The organism is Paenibacillus sp. FSL H7-0350, assembly GCF_038593195.1.
Lineage (GTDB): Bacteria > Bacillota > Bacilli > Paenibacillales > Paenibacillaceae > Paenibacillus_AQ.
In genome coordinates, this window is sequence record NZ_CP151972.1 from 6561724 (window position 1) to 6585155 (window position 23432).

Genomic DNA, 23432 nt, shown 5'->3' on the forward strand with positions numbered 1-23432 from the left:
ATGCACAAGTGGACAAAAACGTTGCTGTTCTCTGCCCTTGCGGCTGCAACAGTACTTACGGCAGGATGCTCTTCATCTTCCGGCAAGTATGTAGACGGGACGTATGATGGAACAGGTAAAGGGGTCAAGAGTGATATTAAAGTGGCGGTAGAAATCAAGGATGAGAAGATCGGCGCCATTACCGTAGAGGAGCACAAGGAGACGCAGGCGATGATCGATGCGGCAGTGGAGAATACCATTCCTGAAATTATTGAAAAGCAAACCACAGAAGGCGTAGACGCCCTCTCCGGTGCTTCCGGCTCCAGCGGCGGAATTATTGAAGCGGTGACCCAGGCGCTGGAACAGGCCAAGAAGCAGTAAGCTATCATCCAATTAATAGAGTTGTGAAAAGTTCAGCCCAGCAAGCCCAGCCCTCCTGTCTCCGGCAGAACGGCTGGGCTTGCTTCATTCTTCTATTCCCCAGAAGCGAGCCCCGGGAGCAGCTTTACAAATTCAGGTTCAACTAATATAGTTCGAAGGGAAAAGGACATGAAGGGAGGTCATCACGCAAGTGGCCAGGAAAAAAAGCTACAGTCTGCGCACAATGATCGCCGTTATGGTGTCTGCCGTTGTCCTGCTGGTATTGCTGATTTTATATTTTATTTTCCGCAATCAGATTATTCCGCAGACCCGGCAGGCGCTGGAGGATAAGGCGATTACGATTGCCCGTACCATCGCTCTGATTCCGCTGGTCTCTGAGGGACTCAGTGAGGGCAACAGCAAGGAGATTCAGGACTACACCTCAAGAATCGCCCGCCGCAATGATATTATGTTCGTGGTAGTCACAGATATGAAGGGTATCCGCTATTCCCATCCGGATGCCTCGCTGGTCGGACTGCCCTTTGCGGGAGGAGGCCAAGAGATATCGCTGCGCGGAGGGGAGAGTATCTCCGAAGGGGCCGGCCCGCTCGGCAGATCCCTGCGCGGCTTCGTGCCGGTCTATAACAACCGGGGGCATCAGGTGGGTGTGGTCATTGCCGGTCTGTCCCTGGAGCGGGTTGAGCGGCTGGTCCTGCTGAATGAGTGGACGATTATTGCGATTCTGGTCTCGGGAGCCTTGCTTGGAGCGGGAGGAGCATTCATTCTGGCAGCGCAGATCAAGCGGATGGTGTTCGGCATGGAGCCGGAGGACATCTCCAAGCTGCTCCAGGAACGCAGTGCGATGCTGGAATCCACGCGCGAGGGAATTATTGCCGTAGATCAGAAGGCGCGGATTACCATCCTTAATATGGAAGCACAGCGGCTTCTGCGGGCAGCCGGGATTGGCGGGAGCGCCATGAACCGGCAGATTGCCGAGTTTTGGCCGGAGCTGGGTCTGGAGCGGGTATTGGCTGAGGGAGAGGGGATACAGGACCAGGAGCTGGAGCTGGGAGACAGCTCTTTATTGGTGAACAGCCTGCCAGTCCGGGTGAACGGTAACATCGTTGGCGCGATTGCCACTTTCCGGGATGAGACTGAGCTGGCTGTGCTGGCGGAGAAGCTGTCGGGAATCTCTGTCTATGCAGAAGCACTGCGCTCCGGTGCCCATGAGTTCATGAACAAGCTGCATGTCATTATGGGTATGACGCATATGGGCCTGTATGATGAGCTGCAGCAATATATTCTGGGAACGGTAAGCAATTACCAGAAGGAGATCGGGTCGATCACGAGACAGATCAAGGACCCGGTGATGGCCGGATTTCTGCTGGGGAAGCTGAGCCGGGCACGCGAAGCGGGGATAGAGCTGTTGCTGACTGGAGACAGCTATCTGCCGGAGCCGGCTGATCCGCAGGTGATTCATGAGCTGATTACGATTGCCGGCAATCTGCTGGATAATGCCCTGGAGGCGCTGGGGGAGCTCTGCGAGCAACCCGTGAAGCGGGTGGAGCTTGCTTTTCAATATGAAGAGGGGCGGCTGCTATGCGAGGTTAGCGACAACGGTCCGGGAATTCCGGCGGGCCTCAAGGAGAAGATCTTCGTTCAGGGTTACTCCTCCAAGGGTGAACAGCGGGGAATCGGGCTGTATTTGGTCAAGAAAAGTGTGGATAAATTAAAGGGCCATCTTGAGCTGGCCGCCGTCTACGGTTCAGGGGGGCATTTTATAGTTGATGTGCCTTATGAGGTGAAGGGGGAGGAGGAGGAGGGTGAACTGTGCCGTACCGTGCCGGAGCACCCCTCTACTAGAAGGGGAGACCCAGGAAACAGAATCGTATGATATCCACTATTCCATGAGCAAGCATGGCAGATGTGAGGTCCCGCTTGCGCTGTAGTATTGCAAAGGGCAGGCCGAACAAGAGGATATACATGAGAGTGCTGATGATGCCGGGGATGATTCCACCCTGAATGAAGCTGTCCGGCGTGTGGACCAGCACATGGGGAACGATCATCATGAACCAGACGGTAAATTTTTGGGCTCTGGTATCGGCTCTGCCGTGCATCAGGGACAGGCATAGGGCATAGAACAAGGTACGTAGGGCTAGTTCTTCATAAATGGCCGGACTGAGCGCCACTCTGAAATAGATTAGCTTCAGGCTGAATCCATCGAGGCTTTGTCCGCTCAGCACTAGATTGATGATTCCGAGCAGAATGCCGGCGGCGGCTCCCACGAATAGGCTCATGAAGATTGTTGAGGCGCTGGCTGTGTTGAGAAAAAGAAGCTTTCCTTCGTTATACTGGTTGAAGGTGCTTAATACAGCCAACGATGCCATTAACGTGAGCAGGCTCACCTCAATCATGGAGAAGAGGGACAGATTAATATAGGCGACAGCTACAGCAGCGGCTAGCAGGATAGAGAGCAGAATCTGCCGCTTCGACGGCAGCTTGTGTTTTACAAGCAGCAGCACGCTAATGAGGAAGGCCCATACGCCCAGCAGAAGCCACATTCTGGCTGTCGGGGCCTGATTATTACTGTGAATGCCGAAATTCAACAGAAACAGCAATACAAATACACCAAACATGATCCATACCGCTCTAAGATTACTTTTGTTAGTCAATATTTCCTTCTCCTTCCGGATACTTCAAGTTATGTATGCAGACGGGATAGAGTCTATCATAATTCTGACCGGAACGAAGTTAATTCTCTCACTCTTACGCAGGCAGCCATCTGTACAGCTACTTAGTTAATTTGGTTACTTTAGTTACAAAACTCTTTAATAACTTACGGAAGGTTCCATAAACCGCTTCTTTGGCGCTATGATAATTGTGAAAATATGCACAAGGGGGCACAACTCACATGAATAAGAGATTAACAGCGGCGCTTATCCTCATTCTCTCCGTGATGCTGGTCATTGCAGGTTGCGGAAACAACAATGCGGGCGGCAGCAAGAATGAGAGCAAGGAAGCGGGCAGCGCGGCAACAGAGCCGGCAGCAACCACTGCACCTACAGAGAAGGCAGAGGCCGTGTCGGGAGCATCCGAAGCGAGCTATACTCCGTACGATCAGTTAAAGGATAAATATGATATCGTCATCGTCGGTGCGGGCGGTGCGGGAATGTCTGCTGCGCTGGAAGCCAAAGCGGCCGGCATGAACCCGGTCATCTTAGAGAAAATGCCGGTTGCCGGCGGCAATACGACCAAATCCTCCTCAGGGATGAATGCCTCGCAGACCAAGTTCCAGAAGGAGCAGGGCATCGAAGACAGCAACGAACTGTTCTATGAAGAGACCCTTAAGGGCGGACATGATACGAACAATAAGGAGCTGCTGCACTTCTTCGTGGATCAATCCGCGGGTGCCATTGACTGGCTCGATTCCATCGGAATCCGCTTGAACAATATTACAATTACCGGCGGTATGAAAGAGAAGCGTACCCATCGTCCGGAAGACGGCTCGGCAGTGGGACAATATCTTGTAGCAGGACTTGTCCGCAATGTTCAGGAGCAGGGAATTCCGCTGTTCGTCAATGCGGATGTGAAGGAGCTTACGGTACAGGACGGTAAGGTGAACGGCGTGAAGGTGCTGTTCAACCAGGCCGATGACAAAATGATCAGCGCAGCAGCAGTTATCGTAACCACTGGGGGCTTCGGTGCCAACAAAGAACTGATTGCCAAGGTTCGCCCGGATCTGCAAGGGCTGGTAACGACCAACCAGATTGGCAGCACCGGCGACGGCATTGCCATGATTGAGAAGGTCGGCGGAACTACCGTAGACCTGGATCAGATTCAGGTTCACCCGACTGTGCAGCAGGAGAAATCCTACCTGATCGGTGAAGCGGTCCGGGGCGAAGGAGCTATTCTTGTATCTGCTGAGGGCAAGCGCTTCGGCAATGAGATGAATACCCGTGATAAGGTGACGGCTTCAATTAATACACTTCCTGAGAAATCCGCTTATCTCGTGTTCGACGCCGGAGTGAAATCCCGTGTTAAGGCGGTAGATCAATACATTAAGATGGGTGTGGTCAAGACCGCAGATACCATTGAGGCATTGGCGGATCAGATGAAGGTTCCTGCAGCAGCACTTAAGACTACCGTGGATACATGGAACAGTGCGGTGAAGAGTAAGTCGGATGCTGAATTCGGCAGAACTACCGGTATGGATAATGATCTGTCCGGTGCTCCGTATTATGCGATTCAGATCGGCCCTGGGATTCACTATACGATGGGCGGAGTGGTGATCAACACCAACACTGAGGTCTTGAACAAAGACGGCAAGGCGATTACCGGATTGTTCGCGGCAGGAGAAGTGGTCGGCGGGCTGCACGGCGAGAACCGCATCGGCGGTAACTCGGTAGCCGAGATTATTATCTTCGGACGTCAGGCAGGGATCAAGTCGGCTGAATTTGTAAAAGCGCAATAAGCTATTATTCTTCTATATATCGTTATAACCATAAGTATTTAATCAAAAAAGGGATGCTCCGCAGCCATCAGGCTACGCGGGCATCCCTTTCTATGTTGCAACTCTCTCTGATGCCGCCTCCCTGAACCAGCCGCCCTTAAGACAGTATCGCGGGGGAGGGCGCAGGCTTCGGCGACCGGGTCAGCGAGAAAAGCTCCAGCTCCGGGCGGCTCTTGCCGGCCAGCGTATCTGCAAGCAGCTCGGCGGCGATCATGCTGTAGACCGTGCCGTTCCCCCCATAGCCTTCAATGAAGTAGCAGTGCGGGAACTCCGGGTGCGGTCCCATATAAGGCAGCCCGTCATGGGTGGAGCCGAAGACCGCTCCCCAGGAATATTCAGCCTTGATTCCTTGCAGTTCCGGGAACAGGGCCGTAACCTCCTCAAGCAGACGCTCACACTGGGAGAGGACCCTAACCTCACGCCGCTCTACACTGGTAAGCTGCTCATCCTTGCCGCCGGCAATGATCCGGCCTTCCGGAGTAGTCCGGAAATACAGATAAGGCCGGGCCGTTTCCCAGAGCAGACTCTGCTCATGCCATTTCGGAAGTTGGGGCAGAGGCTCGGTCATAATGGCATAGGTGTTGATCAGCTCTGCTCCCCGGTCCTTCTTCATGTCCTGGGTCTCATAACCCATAGCAAAGACGACCTTCTTAGCAACAATCCGGCCTTGCCCGGTATGACAGATTACGCCGTCTTCATTGTACTCATAATGAAGGGCTTCGGTATGCTCATAGACCCTTACCCCGCCGGAGTGCGCTTTATGAATCAGACTGTGTACGGTGCGCAGCGGATTGGTCTCCGCATCTCCTTTGGAATACAACGCTCCTGGTTTGGAGAAGGCATAATGGGCGCGGATCGTCTCCTCTTCCCAGAATTCCGAATCGAAGCCATGCTTCACCAGATTCTCATTCTCCAGCTTCAGCATAGCAACATCTTCCGGCTTACTGGCATACAGCAGACTGCTGCGCTCAATAATCTGCGGATCGATATCCAGCTTGCCGGGCAGCTCCAGAATCGCACGCATGGCTTGCTGGCAGAGTCTGTAGAACAGCACGCCGTTTTCTTCCCCGAAGGTGTTCATGCAGGCAGTCAGTGATTTGTCATTGGCGATTTGCAGCAGTCCCGTATTAGCGTGGGAGCTTCCGGTGCCGACCGTTCTTTTATCGATAAGAACAGTATCTGCTCCACTGAGGGACATGCGGTAGGACATCATAGCTCCGCCCATCCCGCCGCCTACAATCAGACAGTCGCAGGTAATATCATCCGCAAGTACCGGATATACCGGAGTCTCAGGCAGTGTGTGTTCCCAGGGCAGTTGCCCGCTGACGAGTTTCATAGATCTGTTCGCTCCTTTGTGTCATTCAGAGTAGTATTATTTGCACTATTGCAGAGTCTCATGCGTCAAGACCCTAAGGATTATTCATCAGGTGTAAGCTTGCTGAATGTACCTCCCGGTACATAAACAGCCTCCCCCGGAAGCATACTAAGGAACGCTTGAACAACCAGAAGGAGGGACTACCGAACATGCAATCTAACCAAATGCAGGCACTTAGCGGAAAAGAATTGGAATACATTGCGGATTCCATTTCCAATGAGGATTTGCTGATTAAGCAGCTCGCGGCTACAGCCGGAACCACTCAGAATTCAACCGTACAGGGGATCTGCATCCAGCAGATTCAGAATCATACCCATCACATGGATATGCTGGTCCAGCTGCTCCATCAGCATCAGCAGTACGCACCATCGCAGCCGCAATAACAGGCAGTACCCACAAACTTTGAAGGAGGTTTTACTGTGTACGCACAGAATGGAACGCCGTTTATGGCGGATGAAGATTTACTCAACACGATTTTGGCCGATTTGAAGCGGACAGTCCGCGAGTACACCACAGCAGCTACAGAATCGAATTGTCCCGCCGTCAGACGGGTATTCAATGATTTGACTATGGATACCCTCAGAATTCAGGGGGAACTGTACATGCAGATGTCGCAAATGAACATGTACACCCCTCCGGGCAAAGCGCTGCGTCAGGATGTGGACAAGCAGATTCAGAGTGCCCAGCAGACCCAGCAGAAGCTGCAGCAGTTTGTGCGTGAGAAAACAGGCGGGGCAGGAGCCTTTAACCAGCATTCGAATGTTTCGCAGCACCAGCCGAACGTCCAGCAGCATCATAACGGTTCCTATTATATGTAACCCTGGCGATGGGCCTGTGAAGCATTAGAGCGCTTACCCGGCCATGCAGGAGAAAATACAAAGGGAATGCAGCCAGATAACCCCGCCCCGGCGGGGTTATTTTGTTTGCAGAATGGTACTTTTCATGTCATATTAATACTAAACTCTTTTTTGCAGGAGGCCCTAAGAATGAATGAATTGAAGAGGAAAGTGCTGGAACTGCTCAAGGAGGACGCGCGAAGCTCGACTGCATTAATGGCGACCCTGCTTGGTGCGGAGGAAGAAGATGTAAAGACTGTTATTGCTGAAATGGAGCAGGACCATGTCATTGTGAAATACGCGACGGTTGTCAATTGGGACAAAGTCGATGATGAACGGGTGACAGCACTGATCGAGGTACAGATTACGCCGGAACGGGGCCGCGGCTTCGAGGGGATTGCCGAACGGATCTATCTGTATCCGCAGGTTAAATCGGTCTATCTGATGTCTGGTGCTTACGACCTGCTGGTGGAAGTGGAAGGCCGCAATCTGCGCGAGGTCGCTAACTTTGTGTCTGAGAAGCTGTCACCGATTGATGCAGTGCTCTCTACGAAGACTAATTTTACGCTCAAAAAATACAAACAGGACGGTATCATCTTTGAAGAGCATGAGGAAGACAACCGTCTGATGATATCTCCGTGAAGGATGTAATGTCATGATCATTAATAACGCACAGCACACAGGAGATAAAGGCAAGTCGATGAACTCTTATCTGGCCCCGCTGGTCCAGCAGATTCAGCCTTCGGGCATCCGCAAGTTTTTTGATCTGGCGGCAGGCAGCAAGGATATTATCTCGCTGGGTGTCGGCGAGCCGGACTTCAAGACACCTTGGCATGTCAGAGAGGCCTGCGTCTATTCACTCGAACGCGGCTTCACCGGTTACACCTCCAATGCCGGGATGCCTGAGCTGCGTGAGGGTATTGCCGAGTACCTGGAGACCCGCTTCGCCGTGAAGTATGATCCGGCGAATCAGATTATCGCCACGGTCGGCGGCAGTGAGGCTATTGATTTGGCCCTGCGTGCTCTGATCTCTCCGGGAGACGAGATTCTGATTCCCGAGCCCTGTTACATCTCTTATTCTCCGATCACGGCTATCGGCGGCGGTATTCCGGTAGGCATTGAGACCTTCGGGAAGAACAACTTCAAGCTGACTGCCGAAGATCTGGAGGCCAAGATCACCCCGCGCTCGAAGATTCTGATTCTCTGCTATCCAAGCAATCCGACGGGCGCGATCATGAGCCGTGAGGATTGGGAGCCGATTGCCAAGGTGGTCGAGAAGCATGATCTTATCGTCATCTCCGATGAGATTTATGCCGAGCTTACCTATGGAAGCAATCATGTCAGCTTCGCTTCGCTGCCGGGAATGCTGGACCGGACGATCCTGGTCAGCGGGTTCTCCAAGGCCTTCGCCATGACCGGCTGGCGGATGGGCTATGCCTGCGGACACCCGGACCTGATCTCTGCCATGCTGAAGATTCACCAGTATACCGTCATGTGTGCGCCTTCGATGGGCCAGGTGGCTGCGCTGGAGGCACTTACCAACGGAATGGAAGAGAAGGACCGCATGACAGACTCGTATAACCAGCGCCGCCGGCTGATTGTCAAGGGGCTGCGGGAGGCAGGACTTGAGTGCCATGAGCCGCAGGGTGCCTTCTATGCATTTCCGAGTATTCAGGCCACCGGCCTGACCTCGGACCAGTTCGCCCAGCGCCTGCTGCTTGAATATAAGGTCGCTGCTGTTCCGGGAAGTGTCTTCGGTCTAGGCGGGGAAGGCTATCTGCGCTGCTCCTATGCCACCTCGGTGTCCCAGTTGAATGAAGCGGTTGATCGAATTGGGGCATTTGTCTCACAGCTGGCCCGGGAAGGGGCCTGACAAGGCTCGACAAAGAAGTAAATCGAACTATAGCCGATCACCTTCTGATATGGTATTATTTTACTCTAAGGACAAGAAACACCTGTAATACACTTACATGGACCTCTTATTCCGGAATAAAGGCGCTTCATATCTGGTTGCACAGAACTACACAGTTCTTATCTGGATGACGCGCAATACTACATCAGGAAGGGTGATTGTGCTGAGCGCAGATTATTACTTATCCTCCTATGGCGGGAAGTGTGGTTCCGGAAGCGGGCTACCTCGCGCCAAAGGAGATGCGAATGCACGCAGGCTCTCGCTGGAAGATGAAATTCAGATGCTCCGCAGCAGAATGGAACAGCTCTTTATGCAGGAGAAGTCCTTTACCTCGGATAATGTAATAGCAATCAGCAGCTTGCTGGACCTCAAGATTAATGAGTATATGAGAGGCCGTCACCGTAAGAGTAATTAATACAGCAGGATTATACGAAGCGGATGTCTTCTTTTGGGGAGATGTCCGTTTTGTTTATAATTTACATAAATTTATTTTTATAGTATTATGAATGAACAGTCATTCATTTCGAAGGAGAGAATAGGGTGAGCGACAATAGCAAATGGCTAGAACGTAAATTTACTGAAGGCTTTGAACAATTAGCTCCGGATAAGACCATACGGCAAATCATTTTACATGCTGTAGAGGTATTCTCCAAGAAGGGCTATGCCGGGACTAAGATTAAGGATATCGCGGTCAGTGCGGGATTTAGCCAGGGTTATGTCTATATGTATTTCAAGTCGAAGGATGAAATGTTCACCAAGATCGTTGAAATGGCCTCGGATGGCGCCGGAATGTCGGTGCAATATGCGGCGGAGCTGGAAGGCAGTCCAATGGAACGGATCACATGGCTGACAGAGGCATTGCTGTCCCCGGATAGTATCGCTATGCAGCATTTTCGGCTAATTCTGCTCCAGACAGTAACCTCGGAGGCGATTCCTGAGGAGGCGAAGCTTGTAGCGAAGGCGAAGAGCAAGCTGCCCTTTGAGCAGTTTATTCCCTTAATTATTGCCGGACAGCAGGCAGGGGAGATTGTACGGGGAGATCCGGTGGAGATTGCCATCGCGTACTTTTCATTCCTACAGGGGCTTGGAATAGCGAGGCTGCAGACTACCTCTAGTGTACCTTTCCCATCTACTGAACTGGTTCTGCGTTTCATGAAAAAAGATCGATAGCATCCATCCCATAGCGGAAAAGGTGGAATCTACTATGATAAAAGTTTTTAGAAGCGAGGCAGGTAAAGAGCGGGTTCTACAGGCCTACAACGAACTTCTTGGGGACTGGGGGACGGAATTTCAGGAGCTTGATGTGGAGACTCCATATGGGACAACCCATTGTATAACAGCGGGAGATCCAGAGTCACCGCCCTTGCTCCTGCTCCATGGGGTAGGCGATAATTCGGCAGTGATGTGGCTGCTGAATATGAAGGAGCTGTCACGGCATTTTTACTGCATTGCAGTAGATACGCTGGGAGGTCCGGGGAAAAGTGTTCCAGGTGAGAGGTTCAATAAACGGACGTTTAACCAGGTCGATTGGATAAACGAGGTTGCAGATGGGTTACAACTTGAAGCATTCTACGTGGCAGGTGTGTCGAACGGAGCTTACATGGCCTTCAATTATACGGTGAACGAGCCGGGAAGAGTACTGAGGGCTGTCTGTATGGAGGGAGGAATGGTTACTGCTCCAATTAAAAGTATGATACACACGCTGCTGATGATGTTCCCGGAGATTCTTGTTCCTACGCGCAGCAATTTGCTCAAGGTAGCCCGCAAGCTCAGTTCACCTGCTTCGGGACTTTTGGACAAGCACCCTGAAGTCGGGGAGCATCTGGTGCTACTGTTGAGAAACCATAACCAGCAGGCTATGTTTACCCACAGGGCTCAGCTCTACGATCAAGAGAAGGCGGCTCATTGCAGGGATAAGCTTTATTTTCTGCTGGGTGATTATAAGCTGAATCATAAGAAAGAGCTCACAGGTCCTCTGGACGCTGGCGGGTTCCGTTACACGGTCATCCCGGACGCAGGACACGGCGTGAATCACGAGCAGCCGGAGCGGGTCAACCGCGAGCTGGTGGCTTTTTTGAAAGGGAATGGGGTAAGCGAATGATTCCAGAAACGGTCCGGCACCGGGTATTTAGGGAGCTTGGCAGTTCAACTGAGGATGTTAAGCTGCTTGGAGGTTATTCAGACAAGTATTTGAGATTGAGCACACTCCGGGAACTCATATAGTAGTCAAAATACTGGATCACACCGTGACTCCCAGGGAGCATACTCTCTCGGAACTGGAATGGGCAGGCAGGAGGAGGGCTGTGCTTGCATTTTATGAAGCCTTTATCAAAGGATACCGCAGTGCTAATCCCCGTGCAGCCTGTTTGGATCGAATTAACTACTTCATAGATTACCGCCATCTTTACTCTTATACTTATCACTGCGTACATTCAGAGCCTGCTACGCTGAACGAAGCACAGACTGCTTACCTTGGCCAAATGAGACGGACTCTTGAGGCGGGAGGACCGTGCCTTGGATTTACCCTAATCTAAATGTACAAGCTGCTGCGGTCCAACAGATAGCTGCTCAGGCTCTGAGACCGTATATAAAATAACCCCCTGTGTCCGAAGGGACTTATCAGGGGGTTATTTATGCATGTTAGTTTACCTTGAACGTGGCCACTGCCTGCTGTAGCCCATCGGCCATCTTCGCCAGCTCGGTAGAGGCTGCGGCTACCTCCTCCATGGAGGCGAGCTGCTCCTCAGAGGCCGCGGCAGCGCCCTGGGAACGCTCTGCGGCCTGCCTGGCCACTTCTGCCATCTCCGCCACCGAAGAGGTCAGCTCCTCGGTTCCGGCCAGCAGCTGCTCGGAGGAAGCGGACATCTCATGAACCTGGGTATTAATCTCGCCGATGCCGCCGAGAATATCCGTGAACAGACGCCCGGCCTCGCCTACCATCCGCGAGCCTTCCTGAACGGCACCGGCATTGGCCAGCACCGCGTCTGATGCCGCCCGGTTGCCCTGCTGGATCTCGAGAATCAGGGTGCTGATAGACCCTGCGGCTTCGGCCGTCTGTTCGGACAGCTTCTTCACCTCACCGGCAACTACGGAGAAGCCCCGTCCGTATTCGCCCGCTCTGGCAGCCTCAATCGCCGCGTTTAAGGCCAGCATGCCGGTCTGATCGCTGATGCCTTTGATCAGACCGATAATGTTACCGATCTGCTGGGACTGTGCGGTAAGAGAGGTAATCATGCTTGAAGCATCTGCGGCGGTCCGCTCCATCTCTTCCATCCGGTCCACCGCCTCCGTAATGACGGAATGCCCGTTCTGTGCCTGGCCTGCCGCCCGCCCGGCCGCTGCGGCGGTATCCATTGAAGCTTCCGCGATCCGCTGCACACCGGCAGCCATTTCCTCCATCGCTCTTGCAGACTCGCGGGTGGACTGAAGCTGCTGATCCGCTCCGGCTGACAGATCTTGAATATTCTCCACGATAGCCTCTGTTGTGTGATTGGTCTGGTTGGCGCTGGACATTAATTCCTCCGAGGTCGAGGCAACTTGCAGGGAGTGATCGGCAATGGTCCCCAGGAGTCTGCTCAGATTGGTAATCATCTGGTTCAGATGCCCGGCCATATTACCGAACTCATCCTCACTGTCCACCTCCAGCTTCCCGGTGAAATCTCCGGCAGCCATTTGCTGGGACATCTCATTGACACGAGTCAGCTTACGGGTAATATAGCGGCTATACAGATATACAGCTGCTACCGTCAGGATAAGACCCACAAAGCTAACCAGCAGAATAGACCTTAGCAGCCCTTTAAGCGGCGCATACAGCTCCTGCTCCGGCATGGCGAGACCCACGGTCCAGCCGGTATCCGGCAGCTTTTCATAATACATCTGGATGGTCCCGCCGGAATCGGCATAGGTGACCATCCCCTGATTCTGCTTAAGCATTTCTGCTCCTGCTGCGGATAGACTTGCGCTTTTTTCATCTGTTATTTTCAGCTGCATATTCTTCCCGGCATCCGGTCCGGCAATGTAATTCCCCTGCTTGTCCAGCAGGAAGGCCCAGCCTGTATTCCCGACCTTGGTCTGTTCGATCCTGCTCTGCAGCGTCTTGAGATCGATATCGCCGGCCATCACCCCCAGCAAGGTATTTGCGGTATCCCGGAAAGGAACAGCAAACGTAGCCATCGTTGTTCCTGTAATTGTGTCATAGAACGGATCTGTAATCCCCTCATGCTCCTTGCCGATGGTGTACCAGTTCTGCCCGTGATAATTATAATTGGGGTCATTATACTGCTCGGTAGTCACAATTTTGCCGCCGTCACGGTGGGCATAGGTGGAGAAGTACTTCAGCTTGCTGTCATACCGTCCGGGTTCAAAATAAATGCCCACACCATATGTATCCGGATTAGCCTTCAGCGCACTAGACAGCATGGTACGGTATTGATCCAGTGTGAATTCAGCAGCGTGGCTCTCCAGCGTACGCGCCAGAACCTCGGGAACCTTGCTGTGCACACTTAAGTTCGCATTAATTTCGTTAGAAATATCCGATATTTGCACATTCATTTTTTGCGTAACCTCGCGCTGGATAATGTTTTTGGAATACATGTACGACAACAGAGCGACCAGCACCAGCGTGATCAGAAAGATGGGCAGGATGAATGCAAATGTTCTCATACGTATGCTTTTGAACCGGAGCCTGGAAATCCCCTTGTGAGCAATATTAGCCATGCAAATCCCCCCATTAGATAGCGAAGCTATTTATAGTTATATTGAATATCATCGGCTGGAGAGCTGATTTTGTTGTTACCTTTTGTCGAAAAAAATAAAAAAATGTCGCAAATTCTGAGTCTTCGGGTTAAGACTAGAGACGGAGACGGCGGCAGACCCTGGCCTGATGTCCGCTTTCAGCTGTAGGCATATAATGAATATTCACGAACATCACAGAGTACGGGCTGGAACTGTACGATGTCAGGAAAGAGGGAATATTCATGCTGCATGATCAGCTGCTGAGGGACCCGAATACATATGAAGAGCTTAAGCTGGAGGGTACGGGAGCGGTCAATCCGGTGAATGGACGGCAATATCCGTGGAGACAAGGGTATTTTGCTTTTATGGAGGAAGCGGATGCCGCAGGTAATAACCGGAAGTACCTGGAACTATACAACCGGATTGCCCGCTTCTACCGGCTGTCCAATAAGTTCTACTTCGTGCTGAAGTTCGGCGGAGAACGCAGCTATAGAGAGCAGTTCCTGTCTTCGCTTGAGCTGCGCGGCGGCCAGCGTGTGCTGGAGACCTCGGTGGGCAGCGGCGATAACTTCCCGTATCTTAACATGAAGGCCGAGCTGTACGGGCTGGATATTTCCAGCGGAATGCTGAAGCAGGCGGTGCGTAATCTGCGGCGGTGGAAGCTGGAGGCACATTTGTTCCAGGGTAACGCAGAGAGATTGCCTTTTCAGGACAACAGCTTTGACTGCGTCTACCATGTAGGCGGAATTAATGTTTTCAGCGATCCGCGTGCTGCGGTACTGGAGATGATCCGGGTGGCGAGGCCGGGCACAAGACTGATGATTGCCGACGAGACGCAGAAGCTGGTGAACGGAACGTACGGGAAGGTGCCGGTGGTTAAGGGGTATTTTGCAGAGGGAGCGGACATGCCGGAGATGCTTGGGCTGATCCCGCCGGAGATGTTGGAAGTAGCTTACAAGGAAGTGTGCAAGGGCCTGATGTATTGCATTACTTTTCGTAAGCCATGAGGCAGGTTGAATAGAAGGATAATTAAGGCTTCCTCTTAAGGGAGTTATTTACATGGCGGAAAAGTTGATCTTTGTTTGCCACCCTACCTAAGAACGATTACACTATGACTATGTGATTTGCAACTTAGGAGGGAAGTACCATGGCGATTTATACGCGTACGGGGGATAAGGGCGAGACCTCAGTTATTGGCGGCCGGGTAGGCAAGGACGATGTCCGCGTCGAGGCTTACGGCACCATTGACGAGCTGAACTGCTTCGTTGGCCAGGCACGGAGCCTGATGGAAGACGAGCGGTTTCTAGATGTCCGCGAGCAGCTGCTGGAGATTCAGCATGAGCTGTTTGACTGCGGATCGGATCTGGCGTTCGTGAAGCTGAGTGAGAACCGCTACAAAGTAAAAAGCGAGATGGCCACGCGTCTGGAAGGCTGGATCGATGCGCTTCAGGCCGAGAATCCGGTGCTGGAGCGCTTCATTCTGCCCGGCGGAAGCCAGCTGTCCTCGGTGCTGCATGTCTGCCGGACGGTCTGCCGCCGGGCCGAGCGCCGGGCAGTGACGCTGGGCCGCAGTGCGGAGATTAACCCTGAGGCGGTAATCTATCTGAACCGGCTGTCCGACTATTTCTTCGCTCTGGCCCGTGCTGCCAACACCCGGCTGGAGATTGCTGAAGTAGAATATCTGCGCAGCAAAAAGGTGTTCCGGAACAAATGACCAGCTATTATCCGCCCATCTCCTATATAGTGCCGCCGTCCGAGGACGGCTGGCTGCTCAAAACCATTCTGCAAAAGCGGATGGATGTCTCCCGCAAGCTGCTCTCCCGGCTCAAAATGACAGACCTCGGCATTACCCTGAACGGAGAGCGTGTCTATATCAGCGTCAAGGTGAGCAGCGGGGATGAGGTCCAGATCCGGATGGAGGAAGAGACGTCAGAGGATATTTTGCCGCAGCCGATTCCCTTCGAGATTCTGTATGAGGACGGGCATCTGCTTGTGGTAAGCAAAGCCGCAGGAATGATTGTCCATCCGACCCACGGTCATTATACCGAGACCCTGGCGAACGGAGTGGTACATTACTGGGCAGAGAAGGGCGAGCGGGTCCGCTTCCGCCCTGTACACCGGCTGGACCAGGAGACCTCCGGGGTGCTGGTGATTGCCAAGAATCCGTACAGCCACCAGCACATCTCCGAGCAGATGATTGCCGGCACGGTGGACAAGCGGTATACCGCGTTCGTTCACGGTGTGCCTGCTCTGCCCAGCGGCGATATCGACGGTCCGATCGACCGCGATCCGCTGGAGCCGCACCGGCGGATTGTGACGCCGGACGGTTATCCCTCCTTGACCCGGTATGAGGTCAAGGAGGTCTATGGCAGTGCAGCTTCACGCATCGAGCTGAAGCTGGAGAGCGGGCGCACCCACCAGATCCGGGTGCATATGGGATCGGTCGGCTGCCCGCTGATCGGTGACGGGATGTACCGTCACCCGCTGTATGGGCAGGCGGCTGGCGGCCGGACGGAGGCGTTGTTGCCGGGCGACGTCGCCCGGCTCGCGCAGATCGCGGAGCTGGACGCGGCCATTCCGCGCCAGGCGCTGCACGCGGTGCGGCTGGCGTTCCGGCATCCGGTGACGCATGCCGAGCTGGTCTTCGAGGCTCCGCTGCCGCCGGATATGGCGCTGCTGCAGGAGAAGCTGCGGCAGTCGGCACGGTAAGGAAGCGCCGGACCTATCCGGGACTCAGCTTCCCGTTGCAACAGCATGTAGCTTGGCTACAATCGGAGGAAGATGCTAAGCAGTATGCTGCCTTTTATATGCGCCAACCGCTCATAGAGTAACCTTTCTGCCACCATTGGAGTACACCAACAGGCAAATAAGTGCCAGGCTGCACATATTTTGCAGCTATATGAAGGCTCTGCGGCAAGCAAGTGGAAAAAGTACAACTAAAATTGCCCCATACTCCGCAAAGTAACGATTTATTCTGAATTAAGTGCCTGAAATCCAACTATTTCCTCTCGCGATGCGGATTTGGAAGGAAGAGTTGTACAATTTCCACCTATTGAGGTTGGCCGTGAGGTCGGGCGTAATGCCGGCCGGGTAAAAGCCGCTGCTATGCAGACGACCCCAACAATATAAGCAGCAGTGACGATCTTTAGGACTAGCATTACTGCTGCACTTTATGATAGAAGGAGAAGCCGATGAGTAACTTGAAGGTGTACCAATATCCGAAATGCAGCACCTGCCGCAGCGCAGTGAAATGGCTGAAGGAAGCAGGGCATGAGCTGGAGCTGCAGCATATCGCAGAGCAGCCGCCAACCGTGGAGGAGCTGCGTGTGCTGGTGAAGCACAGCGGGCTGCCGCTGAAGAAGTTTTTTAATACGAGTGGTGAAGTCTACCGGGAGCTTGGCCTGAAGGACAAGCTTGCAGACTTAAGCGAAGACGAGCAGCTTGCGCTGCTGTCCGCACATGGGATGCTGATTAAGCGTCCAGTAGTTACTGACGGCAAGAAAGTTACCGTAGGCTACAAGGAAGACCAGTACGCCGAAGCTTGGAGCAACGCCTAAAATTAAGGAATACAAGGAGAGGTTACACATGAGCACAGCAACAGAAATCAAGGGCCGGGTCATGATTGTCGATGGAATGGCTCTGCTGTTCCGCGCTTTTTATGCTACCTCTTATGGTGGATATATCCGCAAGACCCGCGCCGGGCTGCCGACGAATGCGGTGTATGGATTTTTGCAGTATTTTTTCGACGCGGTGAGTACGTTTGAGCCTTCACATGTGGTCTGCTGCTGGGATATGGGCAAGGGCACGTTCCGCTCAGAGAAGTATGAAGGGTATAAGTCTAATCGTATTGACGCACCGCTGGAGCTGATCCCGCAGTTTGATCTGGTGAAGGAAGTGGTGGCTGAGCTGGGCGTGCCGAATATCGGTCTGGTTGGTTATGAGGCAGATGACTGCATCGGCACACTGGCTTCATGCTACAGCGGGGAGTCGGAGGTCTACATTCTTACGGGGGACCACGACATGCTGCAACTGGTGAATGACAGCGTCAAGGTCGTGATTATGAAAAAAGGCCGCTCCAACTATAAGGTGTACGATCCAGCGGAATTGCTGGAAGAACGGGGCCTCACCCCTGCGCAGGTGATCGACCTGAAGGGCTTCATGGGCGACACCAGCGATAATTATCCCGGTGTGAAGGGCATAGGCGAGAAGACCGCCACCAAGCTGCTGACGGAATACGGCACTGTGGAAGGGGTCATCGAGAACCTGCATCTGCTGCCCAAGGGCGTTCGGGCTAAGATTGAAGCGGACCTCGACATGCTGCATCTCTCACGGGAACTGGCGGAAATCCGCTGCGATGTGCCGATAGTATGCGAGCTGGCCGAATGTCTGTGGGAGCTGCAGCGGGATAACGCCGCACGCAAGTTCAATGAGCTGGAGTTCGGCAGCTTGATGCATCTGATCGGCGGGATCGCCGAGGAACGGGATGACCGGGGAATCGTACAGATTGAGCTGGGGGATCTGGGCTGAAGCCGGAATAGACAGCAAACCAAACAAGACAGTAGCTACTCACCTATCGTGAGCGTGTACTGTCTTGTTTGCGTGTGAAGAGATAGACCGCATTATCCTCAGATGGCGGCACAAGCAGGCGGGATAATTCCTCATTCAGCTCCATGCTGAAATGCTTAGCCTTATCATACGCATCGAAATCACCGGTGATCGCCGGGTCTCTTGTACCGATTACAATGTACAACTCTACAGATTCCGTATTAAAAACATGCTTCTCATACGGGTTGCCGGGCACCGGCCAAGAACAAAGCACCACCTTAGGAGCGTATTTGCTCAGTGCAGCTTTGGCATCGGCTTGTTCCACAAAATCGGGGTAGGTGATATAATGCGCCCAGCTATAGTCATCAGTTGCCCGGCAGACTGTGCCGTTATCGTTAAGGAATCTCGTCAAGGTACCGTCACCTGCACCGATCTCCAGGCACGCCTTGTCTCCGATCAGAGCGGATAAGTGCTTGATTAACGAACGGGAATAGAAGCAATAGATTCCTTGTTTATTGACAAGCGGCATCAGCATTTTGGGGCGGATCATCAGCTTCCAGCATATCCGGAACAGAGGGAGCGATACGGGCTTCCGGACAAGCTTTTCCTTGAACAGGAGCTTCTGCAGAATATAACCGTCCCAGAGATTGAACCGGACAGGCCCCGAGGCTGATTCGGCGGACACCGCTAATTGCAGCTGCTCGATCAGATAAATGGCAAACCGGGCTTTAATAATATTAGGAAGAAAAGCGTTAATGGTGGTTTGATTAAAGCCGCTTTTGACAATTTTGCTCTTCGCTATTTTGGCGCTGCTTGTATAGCTGGCGAGCAAATTATGGATCAGGTTGGCGCGTTTTTGGCTTGATAAGGCATTGATCTCATGCAGCACTTCTTCTTTGTACTCCGGATATTCTGACAAAAGCGTGCGGGTATCAGTCTCATTCCTCAGTATTTGCTCGGCGGCCGTCTTGCTGAAGGTTAGCGCTCTTACGTCCCGGCTCAAATCACAATACCCTCGCAGTGATCCACCTCATGCTGAATAACCTGCGCCGTAAATCCGGTAAAGCTATCCCGGTGCTTCTTGAAATTATAATCGAGGTACTCTACCTCAATGTAGTCGTACCGTTTCGCCGGGCGTACGCCTTCGAGCGAGAGGCAGCCTTCCTCAGTGTCATAAGGACGGGTGCGCTTAACGATCACCGGATTGATCATCGAAATCGTCATCTGCTGCTCCACACGGATGGCAATGATGCGTTTGTTGACGCCAATCATGTCCGCAGCCATGCCGACGCACCGGTCGGAGTTGGCGTTCAGCGTCTCCACAAGATCCATTAACACGGGCAGATCCTTTTCCGTGGCCGGAGCAGATTTTTGGCTAAGAAGCGATATATCTTTACTGATAGGTCTGATCATTATACTCTCCAGTTATGCTGTATTTGTGTGTCCATAATATCATTTTTGGCGGGGAAGTGAAATGCGGGAATGCGGGAGTTGCTGCTTAAGATAAAGATTGACGAACCGGAGGAAGCTTGATTATAATGTTAATATAAGTATTAAATGATTAACAAATATATTAACCTAAAGAGGAGCGTTAACTTCCCATGGCAGAACGCATTGTACTGAACACCGACATCCGCAAAGGTAAAATTGACCGCAACATCTACGGACATTTCGCTGAGCATCTGGGACGCTGTATCTATGAAGGCATCTGGGTAGGCGAAGATTCCCCTATTCCGAACACCAAGGGTATCCGCAACGACGTAGTGGAAGCGCTTAAGGAAATGAAAATTCCGGTACTGCGCTGGCCGGGCGGCTGCTTCGCTGATGAATACCACTGGAAGGACGGTATCGGCCCGAGCGAAGAGCGTAAGCGGATGATCAACACACACTGGGGCGGCGCGGTAGAGAACAACCATTTCGGTACGCATGAATTCATGCTCCTCTGCGAGATGCTGGGCTGCGAGCCGTACATCAACGGTAACGTAGGTAGCGGAACTGTTCAAGAGATGTCCGAGTGGGTTGAGTATTTGACCTTCAACGGAGTCTCGCCAATGGCTGAGCTGCGTCAGAAGAACGGCCAGGAAGATGCCTGGAGCGTTAAGTATTTTGGTGTGGGCAACGAGAACTGGGGCTGCGGCGGTAACATGCGTCCTGAATTCTATGCTGACCTGTACCGTCAATATCAGACGTATGTGCGCAACTATGGAGACAACAAGATCCACCGGATCGCCTGCGGGGCGAATGCGGATGACTATAACTGGACGGAAGTACTGATGCGTGAAGCTACCCGCTTCATGGATTCGCTTACCCTGCACTACTACACCCTGCCTACTTCGGACTGGAATCATAAGGGCGCGGCTACAGGCTTCGGAACAGACGAATACTTCACAACATTGAAGAAGGCACTGTTCATGGATGAGCTGGTTACCCGCCATATCGCTATCATGGACAAATACGATCCTGAGAAAAGAGTCGGCCTGATCGTTGACGAATGGGGCACCTGGTATGATGTTGAGCCGGGTACGAACCCGGGCTTCCTCTACCAGCAGAACACGATCCGTGATGCGCTGGTGGCCGGCTTGACGCTGAATATTTTCCACAAGCACAGTGACCGTGTACGGATGGCGAACATTGCCCAGACAGTGAATGTACTGCAGGCCGTTATTCTGACCGAAGGCGAGAAAATGCTCCTGACCCCAACCTACCATGTATTCAACATGTACAAAGTGCATCAGGATGCAGAATTGCTGGAGCTGACTGTGGACAGCCCGGTATACAGCTATGAGGGAGTAGAGATTCCTGAAGTATCGGCTTCCGCTTCTGTAACCGCAGAAGGCGTAATCCATGTCAGCCTGTGTAACCTGAATCATGCGGCATCGGCAACCCTGCCGCTGGAACTGCGCGGATTGGCTGGACAAGCATCCGTAAGCGGAACTACGCTGGCCGGAGCTTCCATCGATGCCCACAATAGCTTTGAGCAGCCGGAAGCTGTGACACCACAGACATTCAGCGCCTTCAAGCTTGAAGGGGATACGCTGACTGTAGAACTGCCGCCAATGTCGGTAACCGTTCTGGAAATTACTCCGAAGGCATAAGGAACGCAGGATGGCGACCACTTCAACCTGCAAGGGATGCCGTGAGGAGTACAAGGTCACGGAAGCGCAGATTGCCCGCATTCTGGCCTCCTCCATGTTCAATCCTGACAATTCGGCTTCCGATGAGGTCTATGCCGAGCGGCTGGCGATCTGCGGGACCTGCCCGAAGCTGCAGGATGGCGTAACCTGTACTGCCTGCGGGTGCATCATTCCTGTCGTGGCCCGGCTGAAGGCCCGCAGCTGTCCGCTGCCGGGCGGCGGAAAGTGGCAGCCGGTGGCGGAATGACGGCTCACGCCTGGCGCAAGAGGCCATGCTAAACAGATAGGCTAGAAGCCGCCCTTGCCATAAGAGCCGGATCGATCACCGAAAGCCCCTCCAACCTGCACAATGCTGCGGTTGGAGGGGCTTTTTTGCGTTATGGAGGTGAGGGGAAAGGGACATGGAAGTGTTAGAGGAGGCGAAGTTGGCAAAGTAAAGGGGGAAAATCCAATTGGTACGGCGGGAAGTGGGCTGGATGAGGGAATGAGAGGGATAAATCCCACTGATACGGTAGAAAGTGGGGTGGATGAGGAAATGAGAGGGATAAATCCCTCTAATGCGGCGGGAAGTGGGCTTGAGGAGGAAATGAAAGGGATAAATCCCTCTAATGCGGCGGAAAATGGGCTGGAGGAAGGGAATGAGAGGGATAAATCCCTCTGGTGCGGTGAGAAGCTGGCTGGATGGATGTTGGGAGGGGCATTAGTGCCCCTGAATCGGCCGAAAGTGGGCGATGAGCGGAAATGAGGGGCATTAGTGCCCCTGAATCGGTTGAAAGTGGGCGATGAGCGGAAATGAGGGGCATTAGTGCCCCTGAATCGGTTGAAAGTGGGCGATGAGCGGAAATGAGGGGCATTAGTACCCCTGAATTGGTCGAAAGTGGGCTTTGGGCGGAAATGAGAGACATTAGTACCCCTAAATTCGTGGAAGTGGGCGTTAAGCAGTAGTGAGGAGTTTTGGCTCCAAAAGTAGCTGAAACGAAAACTAACCTAATTAGTCTAACTAATCTAACTAATCAATCAATCAATCTCCCCCTACCTACCTGCTAAGCAGGCCTTTACAAAGAACCCGGCAAATCTGCCACACCATCCGTATAAAACAATTCAAACACCAGATCCTCGTTGTAATTGCCGAAGCCTTTGCCGAACAGGGTGAGACCGCCGATGTGCTCGGCATCCTCCTCGACGGAGAGCCGGAAGGTCCATTGTTTGTTGCGGATGCCTACCTGATCGAGGGTGACCTCCGACAGCTTTTGCCCGTCCATGTAGGTACCCGTCTGCGTAATCCGCAGCTGCTTGAGCAGGCCGTATTGGTTGGTTAGTGCGGGCCACCAGGCCGGTGTGTATTTTCCCGGATTATCTCCGTAGTCACCGGGACTGGTCCAGAAGCCGAGCGATTGTCCGTTCAACGTGAAGGTAATATCCGACGGCCAGTTGTTGTTAATCGACGGGGCTTCGGATGCAATCTCCATCGTGATGGCAAGCTCCTCCGGCTGCTGGCTGGACAGCAGGAAATTCGGGATTTTATACTCGACGAACCCCTTGCCGAACCAGAGAATCCCGGCGTTCACCCGCTCCTGGTCCCAGAAATAACGGGGATCGTCAAAGTGTCCGATGACCCTCTCCGTCGTAGACAGTCCGCAGGTAGGCTCGATCTGGAAGTCGGAATAATGCCCCACCGGGATGTCCTTGCGGTACCCTCTACGCGGAGTCCGGGCTTGTCCCGGAAACACAATCTCTGCCCCGTCTGCGGCCAGTGTACAAATCTTTTGCAGTCCGCTTTTGCCGGGAGCCATGTGGCTGCGGATCAGCCCGGCGGCTTCGAGCTTGCGCACATGCATGGTCATAATCGCACTGCTTAGCTTGAGGGCTGCGGCCAGTTCCTTCACGTTCATGGGTTTATCGGACAGCAGCCGCAGCATATGCAGGCGCACGGTACTGGACAGGGCCTCGTACACGGGCAGGGATTGTTCAGTTAGATCAAGTTTCATCGGATGCCTCCACGTTCAGGTTATATAGTTAATAATTATATTACTCAAATAAAATTTCT

24 protein-coding genes are annotated in these 23432 nt (G+C 53.0%); 18 read left to right on the forward strand and 6 right to left on the reverse strand.

The genetic code is table 11. The annotated features are described in order from the left end of the window. A complete protein-coding gene (locus NYE24_RS29445) occupies positions 1–360 on the forward strand; it encodes an FMN-binding protein (protein ID WP_076158841.1) in 360 nt (119 codons plus the stop codon). A gap of 190 nt (positions 361–550) precedes the next feature. After that, on the forward strand, positions 551–2233 hold the full coding sequence (dcuS, locus tag NYE24_RS29450) for a DcuS/MalK family sensor histidine kinase (protein ID WP_342477294.1): 1683 nt from the start codon (positions 551–553) through the stop codon (positions 2231–2233). Here dcuS and NYE24_RS29455 read toward each other — a convergent pair. Next, positions 2199–3011, reverse strand: coding sequence for a CPBP family glutamic-type intramembrane protease (locus tag NYE24_RS29455; protein WP_036696735.1), 813 nt, complete (start codon positions 3009–3011; stop codon positions 2199–2201). The genes dcuS and NYE24_RS29455 overlap by 35 nt on opposite strands. Before the next feature lie 239 nt (positions 3012–3250). Between NYE24_RS29455 and NYE24_RS29460 the strand changes: the two genes are divergently transcribed. After that, positions 3251–4810: a flavocytochrome c gene (locus NYE24_RS29460; protein ID WP_076158849.1), complete on the forward strand. Its 1560-nt coding sequence runs from the start codon at positions 3251–3253 to the stop codon at positions 4808–4810. Positions 4811–4946: 136 nt separating this feature from the next. On the opposite strand, the gene NYE24_RS29465 is transcribed toward NYE24_RS29460, so the two are convergent. Then, positions 4947–6185 (reverse strand): FAD-dependent oxidoreductase, encoded by a 1239-nt coding sequence (locus NYE24_RS29465; protein WP_342477295.1) that lies wholly within the window; start codon positions 6183–6185, stop codon positions 4947–4949. 188 nt (positions 6186–6373) lie between these two features. Between NYE24_RS29465 and NYE24_RS29470 the strand changes: the two genes are divergently transcribed. The 7 genes from NYE24_RS29470 to NYE24_RS29500 all read left to right on the forward strand — a co-directional run bounded on the left by NYE24_RS29470 (position 6374) and on the right by NYE24_RS29500 (position 11073). After that, positions 6374–6607: a hypothetical protein gene (locus NYE24_RS29470; RefSeq protein ID WP_342477296.1), complete on the forward strand. Its 234-nt coding sequence runs from the start codon at positions 6374–6376 to the stop codon at positions 6605–6607. Positions 6608–6643: 36 nt separating this feature from the next. After that, positions 6644–7042 carry a spore coat protein gene (locus NYE24_RS29475; protein WP_051493727.1) on the forward strand — a complete coding sequence of 133 codons (399 nt, stop codon included), beginning with the start codon at positions 6644–6646 and terminating at the stop codon, positions 7040–7042. A gap of 168 nt (positions 7043–7210) precedes the next feature. Beyond that, positions 7211–7702, forward strand: a complete 492-nt coding sequence (locus tag NYE24_RS29480; RefSeq protein WP_036696743.1) for an Lrp/AsnC family transcriptional regulator — start codon at positions 7211–7213, stop codon at positions 7700–7702. Between the two features lie 13 nt (positions 7703–7715). Continuing rightward, complete coding sequence (locus tag NYE24_RS29485) at positions 7716–8933, forward strand: aminotransferase class I/II-fold pyridoxal phosphate-dependent enzyme (RefSeq protein ID WP_342477297.1); 1218 nt, start codon at positions 7716–7718, stop codon at positions 8931–8933. A 199-nt stretch (positions 8934–9132) separates the two neighbouring features. Next, complete coding sequence (locus NYE24_RS29490) at positions 9133–9387, forward strand: aspartyl-phosphate phosphatase Spo0E family protein (protein WP_036696846.1); 255 nt, start codon at positions 9133–9135, stop codon at positions 9385–9387. Between the two features lie 125 nt (positions 9388–9512). Next, on the forward strand, positions 9513–10142 hold the full coding sequence (locus NYE24_RS29495; protein ID WP_342477298.1) for a TetR/AcrR family transcriptional regulator: 630 nt from the start codon (positions 9513–9515) through the stop codon (positions 10140–10142). Between the two features lie 34 nt (positions 10143–10176). Further along, entirely contained in the window at positions 10177–11073 is an 897-nt protein-coding gene (locus NYE24_RS29500) for an alpha/beta hydrolase (protein WP_036696747.1), read from the forward strand. Between the two features lie 539 nt (positions 11074–11612). Here NYE24_RS29500 and NYE24_RS29505 read toward each other — a convergent pair. Beyond that, positions 11613–13634 carry a methyl-accepting chemotaxis protein gene (locus NYE24_RS29505; RefSeq protein WP_342477299.1) on the reverse strand — a complete coding sequence of 674 codons (2022 nt, stop codon included), beginning with the start codon at positions 13632–13634 and terminating at the stop codon, positions 11613–11615. Positions 13635–13948: 314 nt separating this feature from the next. Between NYE24_RS29505 and NYE24_RS29510 the strand changes: the two genes are divergently transcribed. The 5 genes from NYE24_RS29510 (at position 13949) to NYE24_RS29530 (ending at position 18233) form a co-directional block, all read left to right on the forward strand. Beyond that, positions 13949–14713, forward strand: coding sequence for a methyltransferase domain-containing protein (locus tag NYE24_RS29510; RefSeq protein WP_051493733.1), 765 nt, complete (start codon positions 13949–13951; stop codon positions 14711–14713). Positions 14714–14853: 140 nt separating this feature from the next. Continuing rightward, on the forward strand, positions 14854–15420 hold the full coding sequence (locus NYE24_RS29515; RefSeq protein WP_036696754.1) for a cob(I)yrinic acid a,c-diamide adenosyltransferase: 567 nt from the start codon (positions 14854–14856) through the stop codon (positions 15418–15420). Next, complete coding sequence (locus tag NYE24_RS29520; protein ID WP_342477300.1) at positions 15417–16415, forward strand: RluA family pseudouridine synthase; 999 nt, start codon at positions 15417–15419, stop codon at positions 16413–16415. Before NYE24_RS29515 ends, NYE24_RS29520 begins: the two co-directional genes overlap by 4 nt. A gap of 482 nt (positions 16416–16897) precedes the next feature. Further along, positions 16898–17263, forward strand: a complete 366-nt coding sequence (locus NYE24_RS29525) for an arsenate reductase family protein (RefSeq protein ID WP_036696760.1) — start codon at positions 16898–16900, stop codon at positions 17261–17263. Between the two features lie 28 nt (positions 17264–17291). Continuing rightward, positions 17292–18233 (forward strand): 5'-3' exonuclease H3TH domain-containing protein, encoded by a 942-nt coding sequence (locus NYE24_RS29530; RefSeq protein ID WP_051493734.1) that lies wholly within the window; start codon positions 17292–17294, stop codon positions 18231–18233. Positions 18234–18276: 43 nt separating this feature from the next. Here the strand turns inward: NYE24_RS29530 and NYE24_RS29535 are convergent, their stop codons facing one another. Next, complete coding sequence (locus NYE24_RS29535; RefSeq protein WP_342477301.1) at positions 18277–19254, reverse strand: hypothetical protein; 978 nt, start codon at positions 19252–19254, stop codon at positions 18277–18279. After that, positions 19251–19664 carry a peptide deformylase gene (locus NYE24_RS29540; RefSeq protein WP_342477302.1) on the reverse strand — a complete coding sequence of 138 codons (414 nt, stop codon included), beginning with the start codon at positions 19662–19664 and terminating at the stop codon, positions 19251–19253. Before NYE24_RS29540 ends, NYE24_RS29535 begins: the two co-directional genes overlap by 4 nt. A 188-nt stretch (positions 19665–19852) precedes the next feature. Between NYE24_RS29540 and NYE24_RS29545 the strand changes: the two genes are divergently transcribed. The 3 genes from NYE24_RS29545 (at position 19853) to NYE24_RS29555 (ending at position 22130) form a co-directional block, all read left to right on the forward strand. Then, positions 19853–21346 (forward strand): alpha-N-arabinofuranosidase, encoded by a 1494-nt coding sequence (locus NYE24_RS29545; RefSeq protein ID WP_341029696.1) that lies wholly within the window; start codon positions 19853–19855, stop codon positions 21344–21346. 10 nt (positions 21347–21356) lie between these two features. After that, entirely contained in the window at positions 21357–21632 is a 276-nt protein-coding gene (locus tag NYE24_RS29550) for a DUF6171 family protein (protein WP_342477303.1), read from the forward strand. Positions 21633–21764: 132 nt separating this feature from the next. After that, the gene (locus NYE24_RS29555; protein WP_342477304.1) at positions 21765–22130 is read left to right on the forward strand and encodes a hypothetical protein; all 366 of its coding nucleotides are present in this window, start codon (positions 21765–21767) and stop codon (positions 22128–22130) included. A gap of 310 nt (positions 22131–22440) precedes the next feature. On the opposite strand, the gene NYE24_RS29560 is transcribed toward NYE24_RS29555, so the two are convergent. After that, positions 22441–23373 carry a helix-turn-helix domain-containing protein gene (locus NYE24_RS29560; RefSeq protein WP_076158887.1) on the reverse strand — a complete coding sequence of 311 codons (933 nt, stop codon included), beginning with the start codon at positions 23371–23373 and terminating at the stop codon, positions 22441–22443. Positions 23374–23432 lie beyond the last annotated feature (59 nt).